Origin of the sequence: Arthrobacter sp. Rue61a, assembly GCF_000294695.2 — a bacterium.
GTDB lineage: Bacteria > Actinomycetota > Actinomycetes > Actinomycetales > Micrococcaceae > Arthrobacter > Arthrobacter aurescens_A.
Map to the genome: position 1 here is coordinate 882,371 of NC_018531.1, position 20,792 is coordinate 903,162.

At 63.0% G+C, this 20,792-nt stretch carries 21 protein-coding genes and 1 tRNA gene; 13 read left to right on the forward strand and 9 right to left on the reverse strand.

Translation table 11 applies throughout. The features are described 5' to 3' along the window. Positions 1-6: 6 nt before the first annotated feature. Together ARUE_RS04215 and ARUE_RS04220 are read right to left on the reverse strand one after the other, a co-directional pair. Entirely contained in the window at positions 7-1,860 is a 1,854-nt protein-coding gene (locus ARUE_RS04215; RefSeq protein WP_081589112.1) for a helix-turn-helix domain-containing protein, read from the reverse strand. 151 nt (positions 1,861-2,011) lie between these two features. Continuing rightward, a complete protein-coding gene (locus ARUE_RS04220) occupies positions 2,012-2,713 on the reverse strand; it encodes a type 1 glutamine amidotransferase domain-containing protein (RefSeq protein WP_043469797.1) in 702 nt (233 codons plus the stop codon). A gap of 120 nt (positions 2,714-2,833) precedes the next feature. Here ARUE_RS04220 and ARUE_RS04225 point away from each other — a divergent pair, with 120 nt between their 5' ends. Further along, a complete protein-coding gene (locus ARUE_RS04225) occupies positions 2,834-3,730 on the forward strand; it encodes a LysR family transcriptional regulator (RefSeq protein ID WP_014920834.1) in 897 nt (298 codons plus the stop codon). A 109-nt stretch (positions 3,731-3,839) separates the two neighbouring features. Here ARUE_RS04225 and ARUE_RS04230 read toward each other — a convergent pair. Next, positions 3,840-3,912, reverse strand: a tRNA-Thr gene (locus ARUE_RS04230). Positions 3,913-4,129: 217 nt separating this feature from the next. Between ARUE_RS04230 and ARUE_RS04235 the strand changes: the two genes are divergently transcribed. Next, positions 4,130-4,861, forward strand: coding sequence for an HAD family hydrolase (locus tag ARUE_RS04235; RefSeq protein WP_014920835.1), 732 nt, complete (start codon positions 4,130-4,132; stop codon positions 4,859-4,861). Here the strand turns inward: ARUE_RS04235 and ARUE_RS04240 are convergent. Genes ARUE_RS04240 through tmk form a run of 3 tightly spaced genes read right to left on the reverse strand, consistent with a single transcriptional unit; the run spans position 4,858 to position 8,338 of the window. Continuing rightward, on the reverse strand, positions 4,858-6,492 hold the full coding sequence (locus tag ARUE_RS04240; RefSeq protein WP_014920836.1) for an alpha/beta hydrolase: 1,635 nt from the start codon (positions 6,490-6,492) through the stop codon (positions 4,858-4,860). The genes ARUE_RS04235 and ARUE_RS04240 overlap by 4 nt on opposite strands. An 8-nt stretch (positions 6,493-6,500) precedes the next feature. Next, the gene (locus ARUE_RS04245) at positions 6,501-7,652 is read right to left on the reverse strand and encodes a DNA polymerase III subunit delta' (protein ID WP_011773629.1); all 1,152 of its coding nucleotides are present in this window, start codon (positions 7,650-7,652) and stop codon (positions 6,501-6,503) included. Continuing rightward, the gene (gene tmk / locus ARUE_RS04250) at positions 7,649-8,338 is read right to left on the reverse strand and encodes a dTMP kinase (protein WP_014920837.1); all 690 of its coding nucleotides are present in this window, start codon (positions 8,336-8,338) and stop codon (positions 7,649-7,651) included. Before tmk ends, ARUE_RS04245 begins: the two co-directional genes overlap by 4 nt. Positions 8,339-8,411: 73 nt before the next feature. Between tmk and ARUE_RS04255 the strand changes: the two genes are divergently transcribed. Together ARUE_RS04255 and ARUE_RS04260 are read left to right on the forward strand one after the other, a co-directional pair. Then, the gene (locus ARUE_RS04255; RefSeq protein WP_014920838.1) at positions 8,412-9,596 is read left to right on the forward strand and encodes a trans-sulfuration enzyme family protein; all 1,185 of its coding nucleotides are present in this window, start codon (positions 8,412-8,414) and stop codon (positions 9,594-9,596) included. Between the two features lie 10 nt (positions 9,597-9,606). Further along, complete coding sequence (locus ARUE_RS04260) at positions 9,607-9,948, forward strand: DUF2516 family protein (RefSeq protein WP_011773632.1); 342 nt, start codon at positions 9,607-9,609, stop codon at positions 9,946-9,948. Between the two features lie 25 nt (positions 9,949-9,973). Here the strand turns inward: ARUE_RS04260 and ARUE_RS24610 are convergent, their stop codons facing one another. Then, positions 9,974-10,795 (reverse strand): class I SAM-dependent methyltransferase, encoded by an 822-nt coding sequence (locus tag ARUE_RS24610; protein WP_238324513.1) that lies wholly within the window; start codon positions 10,793-10,795, stop codon positions 9,974-9,976. 96 nt (positions 10,796-10,891) lie between these two features. Here ARUE_RS24610 and ARUE_RS04270 point away from each other — a divergent pair, with 96 nt between their 5' ends. Next, on the forward strand, positions 10,892-11,638 hold the full coding sequence (locus ARUE_RS04270) for a phosphoglyceromutase (RefSeq protein WP_043469799.1): 747 nt from the start codon (positions 10,892-10,894) through the stop codon (positions 11,636-11,638). A gap of 68 nt (positions 11,639-11,706) precedes the next feature. Here ARUE_RS04270 and phoU read toward each other — a convergent pair whose 3' ends face one another. After that, complete coding sequence (gene phoU / locus ARUE_RS04275) at positions 11,707-12,360, reverse strand: phosphate signaling complex protein PhoU (protein ID WP_011773635.1); 654 nt, start codon at positions 12,358-12,360, stop codon at positions 11,707-11,709. A gap of 199 nt (positions 12,361-12,559) precedes the next feature. Here phoU and ARUE_RS04280 point away from each other — a divergent pair, with 199 nt between their 5' ends. After that, positions 12,560-13,840, forward strand: a complete 1,281-nt coding sequence (locus tag ARUE_RS04280; RefSeq protein ID WP_238324625.1) for a sensor histidine kinase — start codon at positions 12,560-12,562, stop codon at positions 13,838-13,840. After that, on the forward strand, positions 13,837-14,517 hold the full coding sequence (locus tag ARUE_RS04285) for a winged helix-turn-helix domain-containing protein (protein WP_020608526.1): 681 nt from the start codon (positions 13,837-13,839) through the stop codon (positions 14,515-14,517). The genes ARUE_RS04280 and ARUE_RS04285 overlap by 4 nt, the downstream gene beginning before the upstream one ends. A gap of 95 nt (positions 14,518-14,612) precedes the next feature. On the opposite strand, the gene ARUE_RS04290 is transcribed toward ARUE_RS04285, so the two are convergent. Next, complete coding sequence (locus ARUE_RS04290) at positions 14,613-15,149, reverse strand: hypothetical protein (RefSeq protein ID WP_011773638.1); 537 nt, start codon at positions 15,147-15,149, stop codon at positions 14,613-14,615. A 293-nt stretch (positions 15,150-15,442) separates the two neighbouring features. Between ARUE_RS04290 and ARUE_RS04295 the strand changes: the two genes are divergently transcribed. The 6 genes from ARUE_RS04295 to rlmB all read left to right on the forward strand — a co-directional run bounded on the left by ARUE_RS04295 (position 15,443) and on the right by rlmB (position 20,261). Continuing rightward, positions 15,443-15,925 (forward strand): CarD family transcriptional regulator, encoded by a 483-nt coding sequence (locus tag ARUE_RS04295; RefSeq protein ID WP_011690592.1) that lies wholly within the window; start codon positions 15,443-15,445, stop codon positions 15,923-15,925. Between the two features lie 87 nt (positions 15,926-16,012). Next, positions 16,013-16,795 carry a 2-C-methyl-D-erythritol 4-phosphate cytidylyltransferase gene (ispD, locus tag ARUE_RS04300; RefSeq protein ID WP_043469801.1) on the forward strand — a complete coding sequence of 261 codons (783 nt, stop codon included), beginning with the start codon at positions 16,013-16,015 and terminating at the stop codon, positions 16,793-16,795. Beyond that, the gene (ispF, locus tag ARUE_RS04305) at positions 16,795-17,352 is read left to right on the forward strand and encodes a 2-C-methyl-D-erythritol 2,4-cyclodiphosphate synthase (RefSeq protein WP_014920840.1); all 558 of its coding nucleotides are present in this window, start codon (positions 16,795-16,797) and stop codon (positions 17,350-17,352) included. The genes ispD and ispF overlap by 1 nt, the downstream gene beginning before the upstream one ends. After that, the gene (locus tag ARUE_RS04310; protein WP_011773641.1) at positions 17,345-17,698 is read left to right on the forward strand and encodes a hypothetical protein; all 354 of its coding nucleotides are present in this window, start codon (positions 17,345-17,347) and stop codon (positions 17,696-17,698) included. Before ispF ends, ARUE_RS04310 begins: the two co-directional genes overlap by 8 nt. 35 nt (positions 17,699-17,733) lie before the next feature. Then, on the forward strand, positions 17,734-19,188 hold the full coding sequence (gene cysS, locus ARUE_RS04315) for a cysteine--tRNA ligase (RefSeq protein WP_014920842.1): 1,455 nt from the start codon (positions 17,734-17,736) through the stop codon (positions 19,186-19,188). Between the two features lie 80 nt (positions 19,189-19,268). Then, positions 19,269-20,261 carry a 23S rRNA (guanosine(2251)-2'-O)-methyltransferase RlmB gene (gene rlmB, locus ARUE_RS04320; RefSeq protein WP_011773643.1) on the forward strand — a complete coding sequence of 331 codons (993 nt, stop codon included), beginning with the start codon at positions 19,269-19,271 and terminating at the stop codon, positions 20,259-20,261. Positions 20,262-20,792 lie beyond the last annotated feature (531 nt).

The window sequence follows — 20,792 nt, forward strand, 5'->3', positions numbered from 1 at the left end:
GGAAGCCTACCCGTGTCCGGGGGAGGGGATTACCGCAATGATTTCCTCAAGCTGGAGCGCCGCAGAAACCTGTGTCAACGCGGTCACGTTCGACAAGTCCAATCCCACCAGTTGCTCTATGAGATTTCGTCGTTGAGTGATCGTGGTCGTGTTTACGGTCAGGTGTTCGGCAGTCATTTGAGCGTCGAGGTTATTGTTCATCAGAACGGTCAGGGTCTGCAGGAGTGCTGCCCCATTGGTTGCGTCATAACGATGCAACGGTCCCAGGATTCGGTCGCAGAACGAACGGAGGCCCGCCGAGTCCTGCGTCTGCAGAAAGAGCCCCGCTATCCCGAGATCGGTCAGAAGCAGGGTCTGGCTCGGCGTTCCCTTGAGTCTGGCGAGTTCGACTGCGCCGCGGGCTATGGAAAACGCTTCTTCGTACGCGTTCGGATCAGTCACCGGGCCCGTCAGCGCGACAAGCTGGCTGGTCTCGGCTTCCGTCAGACTCTGACGGATCTGTTCGGCGATGTCGCGAACGGATTCCAAGGGCCGCCTCCCCAAAGGCCACAGGGCGACGACGTAGTCCTTATGTAAACCAACCAGGGGCTTTGGCACGTTGTCATGATTCCAACGGTTTACCTTGCCAGCGAGTCGTCGTAGAACCTCGTCCTCTGGAACCTGATCGTGTGGGGCAGCAATCAAGGCATGAGGTTGCAACAGGTCATACCCCAGTCGCTGGGTCTCCGCGAGGAGAACGGACGTGGAAGGGCGCGGGCCCCTGATTATGTGTGAGAGAAGTTCCCCTGTTCGGTACCACACCGATGCGGCCCCACTGCGAGTGTAAAGGAATTCCAATGCCATGACGGTTGCGGCGTGCTCGATCGCGCGTCGGTGTAATGGCGCCATTTTGGTCAATGGGCCAGTTGTCCAGATCCAGGCCACAACCTCTTCTTTGATGACAACTGGCGCTCGAACGGCAGAAACCGTGGACCCATTGTGGAGCGGCAACCGGATATCCGACGGCCCGCTGATGGCGTCGCTGTTTGGTGATTTGCCTTGGACTTGCTCAGCTTCTCCAGCCACTCCGTCCAAGAAGTCGTCGGCTCCATACGCAGAACCGCAAACCGCATTGCCCTGATCACTCTGAATGACCACAGGCCGTTCGAGCAGCTCGGCAAGTGCATTGCCCACTTCGGCAATGCCACCTCCCTCTAGCGTCAGCGACGTGAGGCGATTGTGAACCTCAGCCACTTTGCGTTGCAGCTCATATTGCTTCTCCAGCGACTCATTGAGGGACTTCTGCTCGGCAATTGTGCGTGCTTGATCCGCCCTGAGCTGAGCCGTGTTCATTGCGACAGCAGCTTGATCGGCTAAAACAGTCAGTAACGAAACTTCGTCATTCTCGAACGCGTGTGGAAGGCGAGTGAAGCAGTTCAGAGTCCCGAGGGTTCCGCCCGGGGCGTTCAAAGGTACGGCAATCATGGAAGTGAAACCCTGGTGACGTGCCGCCGCGGCCCAAGGAACAAACGACGGGTTCGTCGCCGTGTCTTCGACGCTTACGGGGATGCCCAATGTGAAGGCTTGAGTGGATGGTGAAGGCAACGACATACCCCGCAAGCGGATCGGGTGGAGGGCGTTGACCTCCTGGATATATTCGTCGGTTAGTCCATGTGAACCCTTGATCAGCAGCACGGAGTTGGATTGGTCTGGGACTGTAACCGAGCAAAAGTCGTAGCCCATCAGTTCACTGGATGTTCTGGCCACCATGTTCAGCAACTCGTCGAGGGAGACGCCTCGGTTTACGGCCGCGCCTACAGCTGCCAACGCCTTTAGCCAATTCTGGAGACGCTCGACCGTTCGATCTGACCGCTCTTTCACAGTCTCAGTATTCCGATTGTTTGGTTGTGGGGATAGGCCTGAACTGCTGCTCTCTGCTCTGGCATCTACGGCGCGGCATTCTCCGATGCGTGACGACGGCGACGCCCCTGACCGGTTGCGTCGCCGTCGTTTTGCTTCTCCTGTCGAAGGTCTACTCGGCGAGCGCCGCGACCACGGCTGCGGCGACGGCCTCGCTGGATTGCGGGTTCTGGCCGCTGATGAGGTTACGGTCGCGGACAACGTAGCTGCTCCAGGCCGGGGCCGCTTTCACGATGGCACCGCGCTCCGCGAGGGTGGTGGCAACCAGCCACGGGGTGTTCTCGCCGGTCCCGCCCGTGAGCTCTTCTTCATCCGTGAACACCGTCAGCTGGCGGCCGGCAAAGGCGAAGTTCCCGTCCGCGGTGGTGGCGCTGAGCAGGCCAGCGGGTCCGTGGCAGAAGGGAGCGATGATTGTTCCGTCTTGGTCAGCCGCGATAAGCAAGGCACCCAGGTTCGCGTCCGTGGCCAGATCCACCATAGGGCCGTGCCCACCCGGCAGGACGACAGCGTCGAATTGGGCCACATTGACGGAGGCCAAGGGCTCTGGCGTCTCAAGTTCGCCTGCGATGTCCTCAAGGTACTGCTTGAAGTCCTGGACCTTTTCCTCGTCGCCCACGATTTCCGGGTTCAACGAGCCAGGGTCCACGGTGGGCTTCTTTCCGCCGGGGCTGGCGATAGTAATTTCTGCGCCGGTGGCTTTGAGGGCGCGGTGGGCCACCACGAGTTCCTCGGCCCAGACGCCCGTGGGGTGTTGGGTGCCGTCGGCGAGTTCAAGGGAGTCTGCTGCTGATACGACCATGAGGATGCGGGCCATGGGATTTCCTTTCGTGAAATAGTTATTCGATGGTGCCCCGCCGGCGCACTTGGCCTGCATAGGAAAAGCTGTGGCCCCCCATCGGGAAACCTTGGACCGCCCCATGCGAGGATTGCACCGATGGCCACTCACAACCTTGAGCATTTGCGGACCTTCCTCACCGTCTACCGCGTGGGGTCCCTGACCGAGGCAGCAAGGTTGCTCGGCATTTCGCAGCCCACAGCCTCCACCCATGTTCATTCCCTCGAACAGAACCTGGGACTGCGCCTCTTTGAGCGAAGTCCTACGGGCGTCGCGCCGACCCCCAAGGCCGAGGGTTTGGCCCGGGACGTTGGCCCGCACATTGACGCTTTGGACGACCTCGCCTTCATATCCTCTTCGTCCGGTGCCAACGGGTCAATCCACTTGGGTGGTCCTGCGGAGTTCATAACCACCTTGCTCCTGCCCCACACCCCGGAGCTCACAGAGGCCATAGGGGCCAAGCTGCGAATCAGGTTCGGTTTGGTGGACGGCTTGCTCGATGAATTGCGGTCCGGCGACCTCGATATCGTGGTGAGTGCTGTCCGCCCACGAGTCCAAGGGGTCACGGGGATTCCACTCTTCGATGAGGAATTTGTCCTGGTGGCTGCTCCGCTCTGGAAAGCGAGCATCACGGGCGTTGACCCCGCCGATGTGGAGTTGTCCGCTATCCCGGTTGTGGCTTACGCGGAGAACCTGCCCATCGTTCGGCGCTACTGGCGGACCGTGTTCGATCGTCGCCCCGATGACCTCCGAACAAGCTGCATCGTGCCCGATCTTCGAGGCGTGCGTGCAGCCATCCTGGCTGGCGCGGGGATGTCTGTATTGCCCAGTTACCTTGTTGAAGACGATCTCTCCACCGGCGCCCTCACCACTCTGCATACTCCCGAGTTCGCACCCCTGAACACCGTGTATTTGGCAACCCGCACCGGCGACCTCGACCGCAACCGTCAGCTGCGGTCCCTCGCTTCCGCCATCCAGAGGCGGGCACGCTTCTGAAGGCCGTCATGCGACCATCTGTGCGCTGGAGAGTTCCCTGATGGTCCACGGCCAGGTCAGGGAAAACAAGAACCCCCGGAAATCCAAGATTTCCGGGGGTTCTTTACCGAGCTTCCTATCAGAATCGAACTGATGACCTTTTCATTACGAGTGAAACGCTCTACCGACTGAGCTAAGGAAGCACCGCGTCCATCACCGGTTTCGCGGGCGATCACGCAAGACATAACTGTAATAGAGGCAGCGCGCTCGGGTCAAAACGAGGGGGGCGGGCGGCCGTTGCGGGGATGTTCACCCGCCCGTCGGGCCGGGTTCAGACGGTGGTTTCCCGGCAGCCGGAAGCTGGGGAACTAGCTGTGGTGAGATCCAGCCGCCATGCACACAAGCCGAAGGAGCCGCTCCATGACCGGGGACGCATTGACCAGGGACGCCAGCCACACACCGAACCGGCTGAGGCTCGCCGTCGTGGATATGGTGGGGACCACCATCACCGACGATGGCCGCACGGAGCGGGCCATGTCCCGGGCGCTTGCGGAACACGGCATCGAACCGGGCAGCAGCCGGTTCGAGAGCATGCTCGGCTACGCCCGGGACACCATGGGCTTCTCTAAAATGACCGTTTTCAGCCACCTTTTCGAGGACTCCGCTGTGGCCGAAAGCGCCAATAAGGTTTTCGAGAACAGCTATGACGAGCTCATTGAAGACGGGGGTGTCCGCGCGATTGCCGGAGCGGAGGACGCCATTTTGTGGATGCGCGAGTCCGGCATGCAGATCTGCCTGGCCACGGGATTCGGCCGTCACACGCAAAACATGGTGCTGGAATCCCTGGGATGGATGGGCCTGGCGGACCTCAGTCTGTGCCCGGCCGACGCCGGACGTGGACGGCCTTACCCGGACATGATCCTGACGGCCGTGCTCGCATTGGATCTGGACGATGTGCGCGAGGTGGCGGTGGTGGGCGACACCAGCTCGGACATGCTCTCTGGCGTCCGTTCCGGCGCGTCCCTCGTGGCGGGCGTCCTGACCGGTTCGCATTCTGAGGCAACGCTACGCGCGGCCGGAGCCACCGTCGTCGTTGATTCCATCAAGCAGCTCCCGCTGTTGGTGGAGAAGCGGGAAGCCAGGCACCTCTAGCATTTGAGCCCGTCCTGCGGCAGCTTGCCGTCAACAAAGTAGTCGTCGACGGCGGTGCTGACGCACGTGTTCGCGCGGCCGTATGCTGTGTGCCCCTCACCTTCCCAGGTGACGAGTGACGCATTTTCCAGTTGCTTGCGCAGGGACTGGGACCATTCGAGCGGGGTGGCGGGATCGCCGGTGGTACCGACCACCACAATGGGTGCAGATCCGTTGTAGTCCACTGGTGCCGGGGTGCGGGTGTTGGCGTACGGCCAGTCCTTGCAGGTGACGCCGCCGTACGCGAAGAATGCACCGAACGTGGGGGAGTCCTGTATGAGGCGGACTTCCTCGGCCCGCATGCCGGCAGTGTCTGTAACCATCGGGTAGTCCAGGCAGTTGATGGCCTGGAACGCGAAAGCGGAGTTGGAGCTGTACGTGCCGTTGGGTTCGCGGTCGGCGCCCAGATCGGCAAGCCGCATCATCTGCGAGACGTCACCGGAGAAAGCTGTCTCCAGCGCTTGGGTCAGGGCCGGCCAGCTGAGGTCGTTGTACAGGGGCAGGATGAGCCCGTTGACGACGTCATTGACCGTCACCAAGCGGCCGTCCTTGGCTGTCTGGGGATTCTGGTCTACGGCATTGATGAGGTCCCGGATTTCCTGGACACCGTTGTCCACGGAGCCGCTGAGGGGGCAGTTTTGCTGTCCCTGGCAGTTGGCCACGTACGTGCGGAGGGCCTTTTCGAAAGCACGTGCCTGGCCGGCCGTCAGTTCCTCGTTGCTGTTGGCCGGGTCCACTGCGCCGTCAAGGACCATGCGGCCCACGTTGTCCGGGAAGAGCGATGCATAGGTTGAACCCAGGAGCGTGCCGTAGGAGAAGCCCAAGTAGTTGAGCTTGGCATCGTTCGCTACCGCGCGCAGGATGTCCAGGTCCTTGGCAGCGCTCACGGTATCGATGAGTCCCAAAACATCACCGGTCTGCTGGGCGCACTGATCAGCGAATGATTTGTTGAAGGCAAGCGCCGCAGCCAATCCTTCGTCAGTGTTCTTGCGGAACACCTTTTCGCGGGCGGCGTCACGTTCGGCGTCGGTCATGCAGGTCACCGGAGCGGAACGGCCCACTCCACGGGGATCAAAGCCAACAACATCGTAATTGGCCCGCAACTTCTCGGTGAAGTGGGTGCTGCCGGCGTCCTTGACGAAATCCACGCCGGAGCCGCCAGGTCCGCCGGGATTTATCAGCACGGAACCTTGCTTGTTGCCCGTGCTGGGCAGCTTAATGACGGAAAGCTCGATGTCCCCGGATGCCGGGTTTGCGTAGTCCTTAGGCACCTGGACCTTGCCGCAGTGCAGACCGTCCTCGCACGGGCTCCATTCAACAGACTGCGAGTAGTACTTCTCCAGGCCCTCAGGCGCTGATGCGGCGATGGACGGATCCACGGTGCTGGTGGACGGCTTGGCCTGTGGTGTTGGGAGGAGCGTGCACGCGCTGAGCACCAGCATGGATGCCAGAGCAACGCAGAGCGCAGCGACTCCGCGGCCACGCCTTACTGGCATTGCAACACCCCGGATTGCCGATCCACCACCCGCATCAACGTGGGCAGACCGGTCCCGTGAAGGGGTACCGGCGGACCGGCGGGGTGCGGACTTCATGCATTCTCCTATTGCTGAATGAGGCTCGTGGCCATGGACTCGACCGCCAACAGCGGCGCCACGTTGGTGGTGGTGATTCGGACACGGGCTTTGTTGATGGCGTCCATCCGGGCCAAGGTGGTTTCCGGGGTTGAATGGGCCGCGTATTCTTCCAATTCGCTCTTGAGTTCAACGTTGACCAGTTCCACTGCGTTCCCCAACTGGATGATGAGGACGTCCCGGTAAAAGGACAGCAGATCCGTCAGCGTGCGGTCCAGTGAGTCGGTGATGGAGCGCTTGGCACGCCGTTTCTGGTCATCCTCAAGCTGCCTGACTTGGCTGCGCATGGATGGTGGGAGGGTGCCGGATTCGGGAGCGCCCAAGCTTGCCAGCAGTGCGATTTTCTCCGCGGCGTCGCGTTCGTCGTTGGAGCTGTTGGCCTCGTCGGTGGCGATCTTGACCAGCTTTTCGGCCATCATCACGGCAGCAGTGACGCCGCGAAGGCCAAGCGGGATGCGAACGGTATCCATCCGACGTTGCCGCGCCTCGGCGTCGCGGGCCAACCGCCGGGCGATCCCGATATGGCTCTGAGCCGCGCGCGCCGCACGGTCCGCGAGTTGGCGGTCGACGCCGTCGCGCCTCACCAAAAGCTCGGCGACGTCGGAGGCCGGCGGCAGCCGCAGGCTCACAGGACGGCATCGCGACCGGATGGTGACCAGGACGTCGGCAGGTGAGGGGGCACACAGCATCCAGATGGTCCTGGGAGTGGGTTCCTCGATGGCTTTCAGCAAGACGTTGGTGGTGCGCTCGGCCATGCGGTCCGCGTCCTCCACCACGATGATGCGCCACCGTCCCGTGGCTGGCCGGTCGCCGGCCTTGGACACGAGTTCGCGTGCTTCGTCGATGGTGATGGTGACCTTTTCGGTGCGCACGAATGTCACATCCGAGTGCGTTTCACCGAGGATCGTGTGGCACGCCGCGCACTCGCCGCAGCCGCGCATGGTGACGTCGTCCTGCTCGCAGTTCAAGGCGGCGGCGAATGCCTTGGCTGCGTTGGAACGGCCGGATCCCGGGGGACCGGTGAAAAGCCACGCATGGGTGAGGCCGGTTTCGCCCTGCGCCGCTTGCCTTAGTTGCGCGACGACGGGCGCTTGCCCTTGGAGGTCGTCCCAGACGCTCACGGGCGGTCGCCCGAAACGGCTTCGCCCGCAGCGGTTTCGCCCGAAATCCGGTCACCCAACAACGTCTCCACTCGTTCCAGGATCTGTGCTGCCAATGTTTCAATGTCGGCACTGGCAGCCAGCACCAGATAGCTGGACGGTGCAGCCGCCGCGAGGTCCAGGAATGCGTGGCGGATGGCGGAATGGAAGTGGTCAGGCTCGGACTCCAGCCTGTCCTCGGTGGCGTCCCCGGCGGTCCGGCGTTGGCGGCCGTCGGAGGGGTCGACGTCGAGCAGTACCGTCAGGTCCGGATGCAGGCCTTCGGTGGCCCACTCATTGAGTGACAAAACGCCTTCGGCGCCGAGGCCGCGGCCGGCACCCTGATAGGCGACGGATGAATCGATGTAGCGGTCAGTGATGACCACTGTTCCGCCAGCCAGCGCGGGCCGGATCACTTGGCTGGCATGGGCTGCGCGGGCAGCGGCGAACATGAGGGCTTCCGTGCGGGGATCGATGGTGCCGTTTCCGTGGTCCAGGACCAAGGAGCGCAATTTCTCGCCGATGGGGGTGCCGCCTGGTTCGCGGGTGCGCAGCACGGAAAGGCCCCGTGACTCGAGGGCGTCGGAGAGCCGGGCGGCCTGGGTGGACTTGCCCGCTCCGTCCCCGCCTTCGAAGGCGATGAAAAGGCCTGGACTCTTAATACTCACTCGTCTAGCCTACCGATCACCGGCATGCGAGACGGCTTTCATCCACAGCATTGCCCGCGACTACGCTGAAACCATGAGCCTTTCCGATCAGCACGCCGCCGATTTGTCTCCGGAAACCGTTGTAGTTGCGGCCGGCCGCCCCGAGCGCGCCCACGACGAGCCCGTGAATCCGCCCATCGTCTTGTCCTCCACATACTTCGGAACTGGTTCGTTGGGCGATGGAGATCGCGGTTACGGACGCTACGCCAACCCCACCTGGGATCCCTTCGAGGATGCTCTGGCCAAACTTGAAGGCGCCACCCTGCCCGGCCTGCTCTACGCCTCAGGTCTGGCAGCGGTCAGCTCAGCGCTGTCCCTTGTTCCCGCGGGTGGTGTGGTGGTCATGCCCTCGCACAGCTACGCAGGTTCATTGGTCATGGCCACCGAGCTGGCGGAGAAGGGTTTCCTGGAACTTCGCACGGTAGACATCACGGACACGGACGCCGTGAAGGCCCTCATCAGCCCTGAAAGCGGCAAGAAGGCGAACCTGCTCTGGCTGGAAAGCCCCACCAACCCCATGCTCGGCATCGCCGACGTCCGCGCGCTTACTGACGCCGCACACGCGGCCGGCGCGATCGTGGTCACGGACAATACTTTCTCCACGCCTTTGGTGCAGCAGCCCCTCAGCCTGGGTTCCGACGTCGTCCTTCACTCCGTGACCAAGTACCTTGCCGGCCATTCGGACGTTGTCCTGGGCGCCTTGGTGACGTCCAACCCGGAACTGCGCGCCACCCTGCTCCACCACCGGATCATCCACGGCGGCATCGCCGGACCGTTCGAGGCCTGGCTGGCCCTTCGCGGCCTCCGCACCCTGGCGTTGCGGATCGAGCGTTCCCAGGCGTCCGCGGCTACGCTCGCCGAACGCCTCAGCGTCCACCCCCGCGTCGAAGCTATCCGCTATCCCGGCCTCGCCACGGATCCGGGCCACGAGCGCGCCAAGGCGCAGATGAAGGGCTTTGGCTCCATCCTGTGCATCCAGATCGCCGGCGATGAACAGCGCGGCGGTGCCGACGCAGCAGACCACTTGGTCCGCGCCTTGCAGCTCTGGCTTCCCGCCACGTCTTTGGGCGGGGTTGAGTCGCTGATTGAACGCCGACGCCGGCACACGGCTGAGCCGCTCAGCGTTCCGGAGAACCTGGTCCGGTTGAGCGTTGGAATCGAGAACGTGGAAGACCTCTGGTCCGACCTCGAGCAAGCGCTGAAGTCGCTGGACGGCTAGGCTAAAGAGCGTGGACGGAAAAATTTTGATCGCGTACGTTACCACCGGGGTTTACTGGATCCTTGGCTTGGTGGCCCTTGCCCTGGAACTGTGGGCCTTTGCGGACTGCCTGCGCCACAAGCCGACGCTCTTCGTAGCTGCCTCCAAGCGCACCAAGACCTTTTGGCTGGCCCTCACCGGAGTGGCACTTGCGATTGGCGCCTTGACCGTTCTGGCAGGCGGCAGCAGCCTGGGGTTGTTCGGGATCGCGGCCGTCACCGCAGCGTGCGTCTACCTGGCCGACGTCCGCCCCGCTCTGCGCGAGGCCGGCAGCGGCGGCAACCGCAACGTCGGTCCATACGGCCCCTGGTAGCCGGCGCGGTTCCTCTGGATCGGCCTTAGCGGGGAGCCACGGCGTCCCACGCCACCGTCACTTCACCCAAGCGCCACCGTGCCGGACCGTCCTGAAGCGGCCACCCGGCGTCGTGCAGTAAACGGCACATACCCGTCCAGCGTTGCCGGTTTCCGAACGACGCCAGAGGTGCCGCTTCCAACCATGCCTTGTCCATGGCTTGCAGGAACGCGTGGATCGCTTCGCCCGGGACATTTCGGTGAATCAGGGCCTTGGGCAGCCGCTCCGCTACCTCGGACGGCAACTCAAAACTGCCGAACCGCACGGAAAAACTCAGGCTCAACGGACGTTCTTTATCCAACGCCACCCACGTCACACGGCGCCCTATCTCGTCGCATGTGCCATCAATGAACAACCCGCCGGGCGCCAGCCGGGACTGCACCAGATTCCAGATCCCTGCGACGTCCGCTTCCTCGTATTGCCGCAGCACGTTGAAGGCCCGCACCAACACCGGTTCACCCGGAACCGGGATTTCGAAACCGCCAACGTGGAAGCTCAGCCCGGGCCGTTCAAGGGCTTTGGCGGTCCGCACGCGCTCCGGCTCAATCTCGATCCCGCAGACCCGCACATCGGGCCGTACGGCTTGAAGCCGTTCAAAAAGCTCGACGGCGGTGGTGGGCGAGGCGCCATAGCCAAGGTCCACCACAAGCGGGTCGACGGCGGCGCGCAGCCGCCACGCTTGGGGTCCCGCCAACCAGCGGTCCAAGCGGCGCATGCGATTGGGGTTCGTGGTGCCGCGAGTGACGTTGCCAACCGGCTTTCCGCCCCGACTACGGGGAGAGCCCACCCGTTCCGCTTTTTGCACCACGGCCCCCACTTTATCCTTGCCAGCATCGGTCCGCGGGGCTCGTTGCCGGACGTAACGACGGGCAGGGCACGTAACTGCTCGGCTAGGATGAAAACCATGACTTACAAGCTGATTCTGCTGCGCCATGGCCACAGCGAATGGAACGCCAAGAACCTGTTCACCGGTTGGGTGGACGTTGACCTGAACGATCAAGGCCGCGAAGAAGCAGTGCGCGGTGGAGAGCTCCTGGTTGAGAACGAGATCCTCCCGGACGTCCTCTACACCTCGCTCCTGAAGCGTGCCATCAACACGGCCAACATGGCCTTGGACAAGGCCGACCGCGGGTGGATCCCCGTCAAGCGCGACTGGCGCCTGAACGAGCGCCACTACGGCGCCCTGCAGGGCAAGGACAAGGCCCAAACCCTTGCCGAATTCGGCGAAGAGCAGTTCATGGAATGGCGCCGCAGCTACGACACCCCGCCGCCGCCCCTGTCGGACGACAGCGAATTCTCGCAGGCACACGACGTCCGCTACAAGGACCTCGGCGACGCACTGCCGCGCACCGAATGCCTCAAGGACGTTCTGGTCCGCCTGCTCCCTTACTGGGAATCGGACATCAAGGAAGACCTCAAGGCCGGCAAGACCGTTCTGGTTACCGCCCACGGCAACTCCCTGCGCGCCCTGGTGAAGCACCTGGATGGCATCAGCGATGACGCCATTGCCGGGCTGAACATCCCCACGGGCATCCCGCTGGTCTACGAACTGGATGAGGACTTCCAGCCCATCAACCCGGGCGGAACCTACCTGGATCCCGACGCAGCAGCCCAGGCCATCCTCGCGGTGGCCAACCAAGGCAAGAAATGACGTTGTAGTTAACGACGACGACGGCCGGTCACCTCAGGTGACCGGCCGCCGTCGTTAATGCTCCAGTGTTAGAAGCCCTCGGGCTGCCATTCGCCGGTCACCAAGTAGGTGACCTTGCGCGCGACCGAAACGCCGTGATCGGCGAAGCGTTCGAAGTAGCGGCTGGCCAGGGCGACGTCCACGGTGGTGGACGGGCTTTCAGTCCATTCGGGGGAGGCGATGGCCTTGAAGACGCTGAGGTGGAGGTCGTCTACGGCGATGTTGATCTTGAGGATGTCGCGGGCTACCTCAAGATCGCGGGTCTCCAGCAGTTCAATGACCTTGGCGGTGATCTCGATGTCGTGCTGGGCCATGGCCTTGAAGGTCTGGGTCAGCGACGACGGGATCACGGTGGCCGGGTAGCGCAGGCGCGCCAGCTGGGCAACGTGGCGGGCCAGGTCACCCATGCGTTCCAGCGACGCACTCATGCGCAGCGAACCTACAATCATGCGGAGGTCGCTCGCGACAGGACCCTGCAAGGCAAGGATGTCGATGGCACGCTCGTCGAGGCTGTTCTGCAGGAAGTCGATGCGGGCATCTGCCGCAATGACGTCCTGGGCAAGATCCACGTCGGCGCCTTCGAAGGACGTAGTAGCCTTCGTGATTGCTTCGTGAACCAGCTTGGAGATCTCGATGAGGTCGTCACCTACCTGGGTGAGCTCCTCCTGAAAAACCTTGCGCACTAAGGCGTCCTTTCCTTGGAAATCCTGTTCCCATGGTGGGGGTCGGATTTCAAAACCATTGACAGTCCAACCAGTAACTGTGTCAGGGACCAGTGAACTGTTTGGCTCCTTTAGATGAACGTTAGTTGAACCGTCCGCGTTTGGCGCCGGATCACAGCATTGCCGTGTTTCCACAGCATAAGCTGGACACGTGGATCCATTGCTCATAGGTGTCGTCGCTGGCCTCGTAGGCCTGTCGTTGGGCGTCTTTGGCATGCTCGCTTTCAGGATCAGCGAGCGGCAACGGAGCATCGTGGACCTGGACGTCAGCGAACCCCTGCTTCCTGAGGGTGCCGCGGAAGTGCTGTCCGTCGTCGGGCGTGCCTTTGTAGTAGTGGACGCGATCGACGGCGTGGTCCGTGCAAGTCCCGCAGCGTACGCGTACGGCCTGGTGCGCGGGCACACGGTGGTGCACAAGCAACTCCTGGACATGACCGCGAAGGTCCGCCGCGATGGCGTGATCCTTGAAGAGCAGTACGAGCTCCCGCGTGGTCCGTTGGGCAAGGGCACTATTGTGGTCCAGGTCCGGGCAGCCATGCTCGGTTGGGAATACATCGTGTTGCTGGCCGACGACCGTACCGAGATCACCCGCACCGAGGAGATCCGCAACGACTTCGTGGCCAACGTGTCCCACGAGCTCAAGACCCCCGTCGGCGCCATATCGCTCCTGGCCGAGGCCCTCGAAGCGTCGCCCGATGACGAGGAAGCAGTGCGCCGCTTCGCTAAGCGCATGCACAAGGAGTCCGGCCGCTTGGCAGCCCTGGTCCAGGACATCATTGAACTTTCCCGGCTGCAGGGCGCCAACGTCGCCCAGCAGGGGCACGCCGTGGACATCAATACCGTGATCACAGAAGCGGTGGACCGCTCGCAACTGCCTGCAGAGAGCAAGAACATCCAGATAGTGGTGGGTGGACACTCCGACTCGCTTGTTTTCGGTGACCGCGATCTCCTGGTGACCGCGCTCCGCAACCTGATCGACAACGCCATCCGCTATTCCCCCGAAAACACGAGGGTTGGTGTCGGCGTCCGGACCCGCGAGGGCGTCGTCGCCATCTCGGTCACGGACCAAGGCGAAGGCCTCACCGCCGAGGACCAGGAACGCGTGTTCGAGCGTTTCTACCGCGTGGACGCGGCGCGATCCCGCCACACCGGTGGCACGGGCCTCGGGCTCAGCATCGTCAAGCACGTGGTGTCCAACCACGGCGGCGAGGTGACCGTGTGGTCCCAGCCCGGCCAAGGGTCAACGTTTACTATTCGCTTGCCGGAGATGGAAGGCCAGGACGACGACGCCGGCCTCCAGACTTCCGCTGCCACGGCAGCCGCGTCTTCCGAACTTCCGGCGACCACCGCCGTCGAGCCTCATCACGCGATTGAACAACCCCATCACGTGAATCACCATAGGGGCGCCAGCGGCGCCCAAGAGCAAGGAGCCAGCGCTTGAGCCGGATTTTGATAGTGGAGGACGAGGAGTCCTTCAGCGACCCCTTGTCCTATCTTCTGGGCAAAGAGGGTTTCGACGTCGAGGTAGTGGATAACGGCAGCGACGCCTTGGTGGAATTTGACCGGAACGGTGCCGACCTCGTCCTTCTGGACTTGCAGTTGCCGGGAACGCCGGGAACGGAAGTGTGCCGGCAGCTCCGGCAACGTTCCAGTGTCCCCGTCATCATGCTGACGGCCAAAGACTCCGAGATCGACAAGGTTGTTGGGCTGGAGCTCGGCGCGGACGACTACGTCACCAAGCCGTATTCCTCCCGCGAGCTCGTGGCCCGAGTCCGAGCGGTGCTTCGCCGGCAGGGCGAGCCGGAGGAGCTCATCACGTCCACGGTGCAGGCCGGTCCTGTCCGCATGGACATCGAACGCCACGTGGTGAGCGTCAACGGTGAGCAGGTTTCCCTGCCGCTTAAGGAGTTCGAGCTGTTGGAGATGCTGCTCCGCAACTCAGGCCGGGTACTGACGCGTGGCCAGTTGATCGACCGTGTGTGGGGCTCGGACTACGTGGGTGACACCAAGACATTGGACGTCCATGTGAAGCGGCTCCGTAGCAAGATCGAGCCGGATCCCTCCGCTCCCCGATACCTGGTAACTGTGCGCGGCCTGGGCTACAAGTTCGAGCCGTAAAGATCGCTGCAACGGCGCTGTGCACAAACAAACAAGGAAGGGTCCCGCCGAGGCGGGACCCTTCCTTGTTTGTGTCGCTTGTGGCTTGCTGCCTGCTAGTGTCCGGCGGCCGGGGCCTCCGAGGACGTAGCTGTGGACGTCGGCGTTGCCGTCGGGGTCGGCGTGGTGGGCAGGTACTTGGCGTACTCGGGCAGGGTGCCGTCAACCACGGGGACGTTGACCGTAGCGGAGTCGGATCCACTGCGGATGGTGATCGGGGTCAGGCCGCCGGGGATGACACCCGCGGTGCTGAGGATCGCTGCATCCGCGGTGTCATTCAGGTACGTCTCCGCGTTGGCCTTGACCGGGATTTCGGTCTGGGCCCCGTTGGCACCGCTCATGGTGAGGGTGGCGTCGGTGCCGGAGGTGTTGAAGACGGCGCCGATGACGCGGCCGGGCTCGTTCTCGCCCGACGCAACAATCAGGATGTTGCGCAACTGCAGGGGACCGAGATCAGCTTTGATCCCGTCCGATGCCGAGTATTGGTGGGTAGTCTGCTGGGCGTTGACGAATCCACAGCCGGTGACGGACAGAAGACCGACGCCGATTGCAGCCGCCGCAATTGCCAGCTTGCCGCGCTGGACAGGGTTCATCGCAGTATTGCGCACGACACCTACTCCTCAAGAGTCATTGGAACACTTTTCAGCCATAGCCTATCGGCAAACCCGCCAAAATAAGGATTCGGGAAGGCTATGTGGCGCCATCAACGGAAGAGATCTTGCTCGCACTTTGATTGCCATGAGCACCTTTCCCCGAATACGTCAAGACCTTGGAGGAAGTCGTTTAAGGCCTTATTCCCTTTATTGGCGCGGCAGGAGGGCCTGTGTGATGCCAGTCGTATGCCTTAATCGTGATAGACTAATCTGCGGGAAAGGGGAAAGTCCACATGGTTTTTGAGGTCGGCGAGACAGTAGTTTACCCTCACCACGGTGCAGCAAAAATTGAGGAAATCAAGATGCGCACCATCAAGGGCGAAGAGAAGATGTATCTCAAGCTCAAGGTGGCTCAGGGTGATCTGACCATTGAAGTTCCAGCAGAGAACGTTGACCTTGTTGGGGTCCGGGACGTAGTGGGCAAAGAAGGCTTGGAGCACGTATTTGACGTTCTCCGCGCCGAGTTCACTGAAGAGCCTACCAACTGGTCGCGTCGTTACAAGGCGAACCTGGAGAAGCTTGCTTCGGGCGATGTCATCAAGGTGGCGGAGGTCGTTCGCGATCTTTGGCGTCGTGATCACGATCGCGGCCTTTCCGCAGGTGAGAAGCGGATGCTGGCCAAGGCGCGGCAGATTCTGATTTCAGAACTGGCCCTGGCTGAGAAGACAGACGAAGAGAAGGCTGCAAGCGTTCTCGACGAGGTCTTGGCTTCCTAAGAAAATTGAGCCCGGTGGTGCGAATGCGCCGCCGGGTTTCTTTTTGCCACGCGCCGGGTTTCATTTCTCACAAGTACTCTGGTGATCATGAGTACTCCTTCCAAGCGCGCCGTCACGGCCGTGATCGTGGTTGCTGCCGGCTCCGGTGAACGCCTCGGCTACGGCATGCCCAAAGCCCAGGTTCCGCTGGGTGGCGAAACCATTTTGATGCATGCCCTTCGCGGTGTGGTTGCCTCTGATGTTGCGCGCCAGATCTGCGTCGCCGTGCCCAAAGGGGACACTGCCCTGCGCGAGTCGATCTCCGAGTTCACTATTGACCTGGTGGACGGCGGCCCCGAGATTTCGGTTGTCGACGGCGGTTCCTCCCGCGCGGATTCCGTCCGGGCCGCCATGGCTGCTTTGGAGGACGGAACGGAACTTGTTTTGGTCCATGACGCCGCCCGCGCCCTGACCCCGGAACGGGTTTTCCAGCGTGTCTCCGACGCCTTGGCCTCCGGCGCGAAGGCCGTCATTCCCACCATGCCGGTGGTGGACACCATCAAGACCGTTGCCGAGACGAACGGCTCAGACGCTTCCATCGCCCCGGAAGTGGTCACGGGAACAGCTCCCCGCGAACAGCTCCGGGCCGTACAGACCCCGCAGGGCTTCGAGCTGGCCGTCCTGCGCAGGGCACACGAAGCGGCCGGGCTGTTCGACGACAAGCAATCCGCAGCTGTCACCGACGACGCCATGCTGGTGGAGCTCCTGGGCGTTCCCGTCCACGCTGTCCGCGGGGCCAGCCAGTCACTCAAGATCACCACGCCCCTGGATCTGATCATTGCCGAAGGCTTGTTGGAAGGTCCCCTGGGAATTCGTTGGGTGGAAGGCTGATGACACAGAACCAGAACATGGTGCTTCCCCGCACCGGCGTTGGCATAGACGTCCACGCGTTCGCCCCCGAAGACCACCCGCAGCCGCTGTGGCTGGGCGGGCTCTTCTGGGAAGGCGAGCAAGGACTTTCAGGGCATTCCGACGGCGATTGCGTCGCCCACGCCGCCGCCGACGCACTCTTCTCCGCATGCGGAATCGGTGACCTGGGCACGCACTTCGGCACGGACCGTCCTGAGTTCGCCGGAGCCTCCGGCGTCAAGCTCCTCAGTGAAGCGGCACGCATTGTGCGCGCCGCAGGCTTCGAGATCGGCAACGTCGCAGTGCAATTCGTGGCTAACCGCCCCAAATTCGGGCCGCGCCGGGAAGAATCCCAGCGGGTCCTCAGCGAGGCCGCAGGTGCGCCGGTCAGCGTCACGGCAACTACCAGCGATGGACTGGGATTCACGGGCCGGGGCGAAGGAATTTCCGCTGTTGCCACAGCCCTCGTTTACCCGGTTTCCGGACATGAGGTGGCGGCAGCCGAGCCGGGTCCCGCGAAAGGTGCGCCTCATGGTTAAGCCGGGCGCCGGCGTCGTGCGTTCCGCTGTGGTCTCTGCAGGCTTGGCCGCGTCTCTCCTGCTGAGCGGTTGCGGAGGGACGCCAAAGATGGATGTAACAGCCAGCTGCGAATTCCTGAACAACGACACCTTCAAGCCCGAAGGCAACCAGCAGCAGCAATCCAAGCAAATCGCCGCCCACTATCACGAGATCGCGGACAAACTCGCTCCGGAGATCGGAAATCCCATCAAGGAAATGGCCGCGATCATGGACGAAGCAGCGGGTTCATCGCTCGGGGCAGCCACCCAAGACCAGCAGGAGAAGCTCAAGGTGCAGTTCAACAAGATCGGCGAATACTGCAAGTAGGCAGGTCACGCCGCGTCATCGGCTAATCTGGAGCGGTGACCCTGCGCTTCTATGACACCGCCTCCGCCGAAGTCCGCGACTTCGTTCCCCTCGAAGACGGCAAGGCCAGCGTGTACTACTGCGGGGCCACTGTCCAAGGAATGCCGCATGTGGGCCACGTCAGGTCGGCCATCGCCTTCGACCAACTGACCCGCTGGCTCGAATTCCGCGGCCTCCGGGTTACCGTGGTGCGCAACGTCACGGACATCGACGACAAGATACTGGCCAAGTCCGCCCAATCCTTCGGGCCGGACTGGGACGCGGAACCGTCAGCGCGCCAAGCCGAAGAGTGGTGGGCCCTGGCGTACCGCTACGAGCAGGAATTCGAGAATGCCTACGAGTCCCTGGGCGTCCAACGGCCCACGTACGAGCCCCGTGCCACTGGCCACATCCCGGAAATGCATACGCTCATCCAGCGGCTCATCGACCGCGGCCATGCCTACCCCGCACTTGACGATTCCGGCGACGTCTACTTCGACGTCCGCTCTTGGAGCAAATACGGCTCGCTGACGCGGCAGAATATTGACGACATGCAGGGCGCGCCCGACGCCGACCCTCGCGGCAAGCGCGATCCGCGCGACTTCGCGTTGTGGAAGGGCTTCAAAGACGGTGAGCCCGTCACTGCCAAGTGGGAGTCCCCATGGGGCGCCGGTCGTCCCGGATGGCACCTCGAGTGCTCCGCCATGGTCACCAAGTACCTGGGCCCACGGTTCGATATCCACGGTGGGGGACTGGACCTTCGCTTCCCGCACCACGAGAACGAGATGGCCCAATCCCAGGCCGCCGGCGACGAGTTCGCCAACTTCTGGATGCACAACGGCATGGTCACCTACGAGGGTGAAAAGATGTCCAAATCCATCGGCAATACGGTGAGCCCGGCCGAGATGCTCGAACTCGCCTCACCCCGCGTGGTTCGCTACTACCTCGGCCAGGCACATTACCGCTCCATCCTCGACTACCGGCCCACCTCGCTGCAGGAGGCCGCCGCCGCCGTCGAGCGCATTGACGGCTTCATCCACAAGGCATCTTCCAAGGTAGGCACGGGCGCGCCAGACGTTTCCCCGCAGGCCAACATGCCCGCGGCTTTCATCGCAGCCATGGACGACGACCTCAACGTTCCCCAAGCCCTGGGTGTGCTGCACGAAACTGTGCGGGCCGGCAACACCGCCCTGGCTTCCGGTGACCTTGAAGGCGCCAAAGCGGCCCTCTACAGTGTTCTTTCCATGACCGAGGTGCTCGGCCTGGATTCAGTCAAGCGTCCAGAAGCTGTCCAAGGACGCGAGCACGCCGCCTTGGAAGTGCTGATCGAAGCTCAACTCGAAGCCCGAGCCGCCGCCCGGGCCAACAAGGACTGGGCCGCGTCCGACGCAATCCGCGACACACTCGCCGCCGCCGGCGTCGTCGTCGAAGATGGTGCGGACGGCGCCACCTGGAGCCTCAAGCGCGACTGACAAACCGGCGCGACGGCCGAATTGCATCGGGTCAGTAGACTTGATTCCAGACTTACTCACAAAATCAAGGATGGAATCTCATGGCCAATAATGGTCGCCGGTCGGTCAAGCAGAAGAAGGGCCCCACCACCGGAACCGGTGGCCACGGCCGCAAGGCCCTGGAGGGCAAGGGTCCCACGCCCAAGGCGGAGGAACGCACCTACCACAAGGCATACAAGAACAAGCAGCTGGCTGAGCGCTCCGCTGCCAAGCGCGGATCGGGCACCCGTCCCGGTGGCGCCGGCGCCCGCTCGGGTCCCAAGGGCCGTGCAACTGAAGAGCTGGTGACGGGCCGTAACTCGGTGGTCGAGGCTCTCCGCGCCGGGATCCCGGCCAAGGCTTTGCACGTCGCCATCCGCATCGAGATGGACGACCGCGTCAAAGAATCCCTCAAACTCGCTGCCGAGCGCGGTATCCCGCTGCTCGAAACGGGCAAGGTTGAGCTGGACCGCATGACCGAGGACGCCGTTCACCAGGGTCTCGTACTGCAAATCCCGCCGTACGAATACGAGGACGCTTACGACCTCGCCGAGGAAACCCTCGCCAAGTGGAAGAAGGGGCACATCTCCAACGCCCCCATCTTCGTTGCACTGGACGGCATCACCGACCCCCGCAACCTCGGCGCGATCATCCGCTCCGTCTCCGCGTTCAGCGGCCACGGCGTCATCGTCCCCGAGCGTCGCTCCGTCGGCGTCACGGCGTCCGCATGGAAGACCAGTGCCGGTGCTGCTGTCCGCGTCCCGGTAGCACGTGCCGCGAACCTCAACAACGCACTCAAACAGTTCAAGAACATGGGCATCTACGTTCTTGGCCTGGACGGCGACGGCGATGTCTCACTGCCTGACCTTACTGTTGCAACCGAGCCCGTCTGCATCGTGGTCGGTTCCGAAGGCAAGGGCCTGAGCAGGCTCGTCCGCGAAAACTGCGACCAGATCGTCTCGATCCCCATCGACTCCGCCATGGAGTCGCTCAATGCCTCCATGGCCGTTGGAATCTCGCTGTACGAAGTGTCGAGGCAGCGGGCCGTTAAGTAACCCTTGCCAAGGCGCCGCAAGCGCCAAGCAGTCCTCATGAAGGCGCCGCAAGCGCCATCCTCCGCGTGCTCGCTCGTTCTTCGCTTAGACGCACGCTTCCGGATGGCCCTTGCGGCGCCTTTTCGCATGCCCAGCACGGTGTCCCGACGCTCTCTCACATCCCTCGGGTTTGGGCGGGTCGCTCTCTCATGTCCCTCGGGTTTGGGCGGGTCGCTCTCTCATGTCCCTCGGGTTTGGGCCGGACGCTCTCTCACGTCCCTCGGGTTTGGGCCGGACGTTCTCTCACGTCCCTCGGGTTTGGGCCGGACGCTCTCTCACGTCCCTCGGGTTTGGGCGGGTCGCTCTCTCACGTCGCTCTTGGAAGTCCTCTACTTTCCCAGGAACTCGACCTCGGCTTTTCAGCCGCACGCTCTCGGCCAGCGCCTACTGATGCTACTCCCATGCCAAGGGCCCACGAACGGGCACCGGGGCCAGCGCCGGACCGCCAGAAGAACGCTTCCGGGCCCGCGAGAGCCAGTTTCCCAGGGCGCT

Excerpts from the sequence above, each read along its gene's own strand:
- ARUE_RS04290 (WP_011773638.1), bottom strand. The coding sequence starts at position 15,149 with ATGAACCCTGTCCAGCGCGGCAAGCTGGCAATTGCGGCGGCTGCAATC.
- ARUE_RS04295 (WP_011690592.1), top strand. The coding sequence starts at position 15,443 with ATGGTTTTTGAGGTCGGCGAGACAGTAGTTTACCCTCACCACGGTGCA.
- ARUE_RS04220 (WP_043469797.1), bottom strand. The coding sequence starts at position 2,713 with ATGGCCCGCATCCTCATGGTCGTATCAGCAGCAGACTCCCTTGAACTC.
- ARUE_RS04235 (WP_014920835.1), top strand. The coding sequence starts at position 4,130 with ATGACCGGGGACGCATTGACCAGGGACGCCAGCCACACACCGAACCGG.
- ARUE_RS04225 (WP_014920834.1), top strand. The coding sequence starts at position 2,834 with ATGGCCACTCACAACCTTGAGCATTTGCGGACCTTCCTCACCGTCTAC.
- ARUE_RS04240 (WP_014920836.1), bottom strand. The coding sequence starts at position 6,492 with ATGAAGTCCGCACCCCGCCGGTCCGCCGGTACCCCTTCACGGGACCGG.
- rlmB (WP_011773643.1), top strand. The coding sequence starts at position 19,269 with ATGGCCAATAATGGTCGCCGGTCGGTCAAGCAGAAGAAGGGCCCCACC.
- ARUE_RS04255 (WP_014920838.1), top strand. The coding sequence starts at position 8,412 with ATGAGCCTTTCCGATCAGCACGCCGCCGATTTGTCTCCGGAAACCGTT.
- ispF (WP_014920840.1), top strand. The coding sequence starts at position 16,795 with ATGACACAGAACCAGAACATGGTGCTTCCCCGCACCGGCGTTGGCATA.
- ARUE_RS04310 (WP_011773641.1), top strand. The coding sequence starts at position 17,345 with ATGGTTAAGCCGGGCGCCGGCGTCGTGCGTTCCGCTGTGGTCTCTGCA.
- ARUE_RS04270 (WP_043469799.1), top strand. The coding sequence starts at position 10,892 with ATGACTTACAAGCTGATTCTGCTGCGCCATGGCCACAGCGAATGGAAC.
- ispD (WP_043469801.1), top strand. The coding sequence starts at position 16,013 with ATGAGTACTCCTTCCAAGCGCGCCGTCACGGCCGTGATCGTGGTTGCT.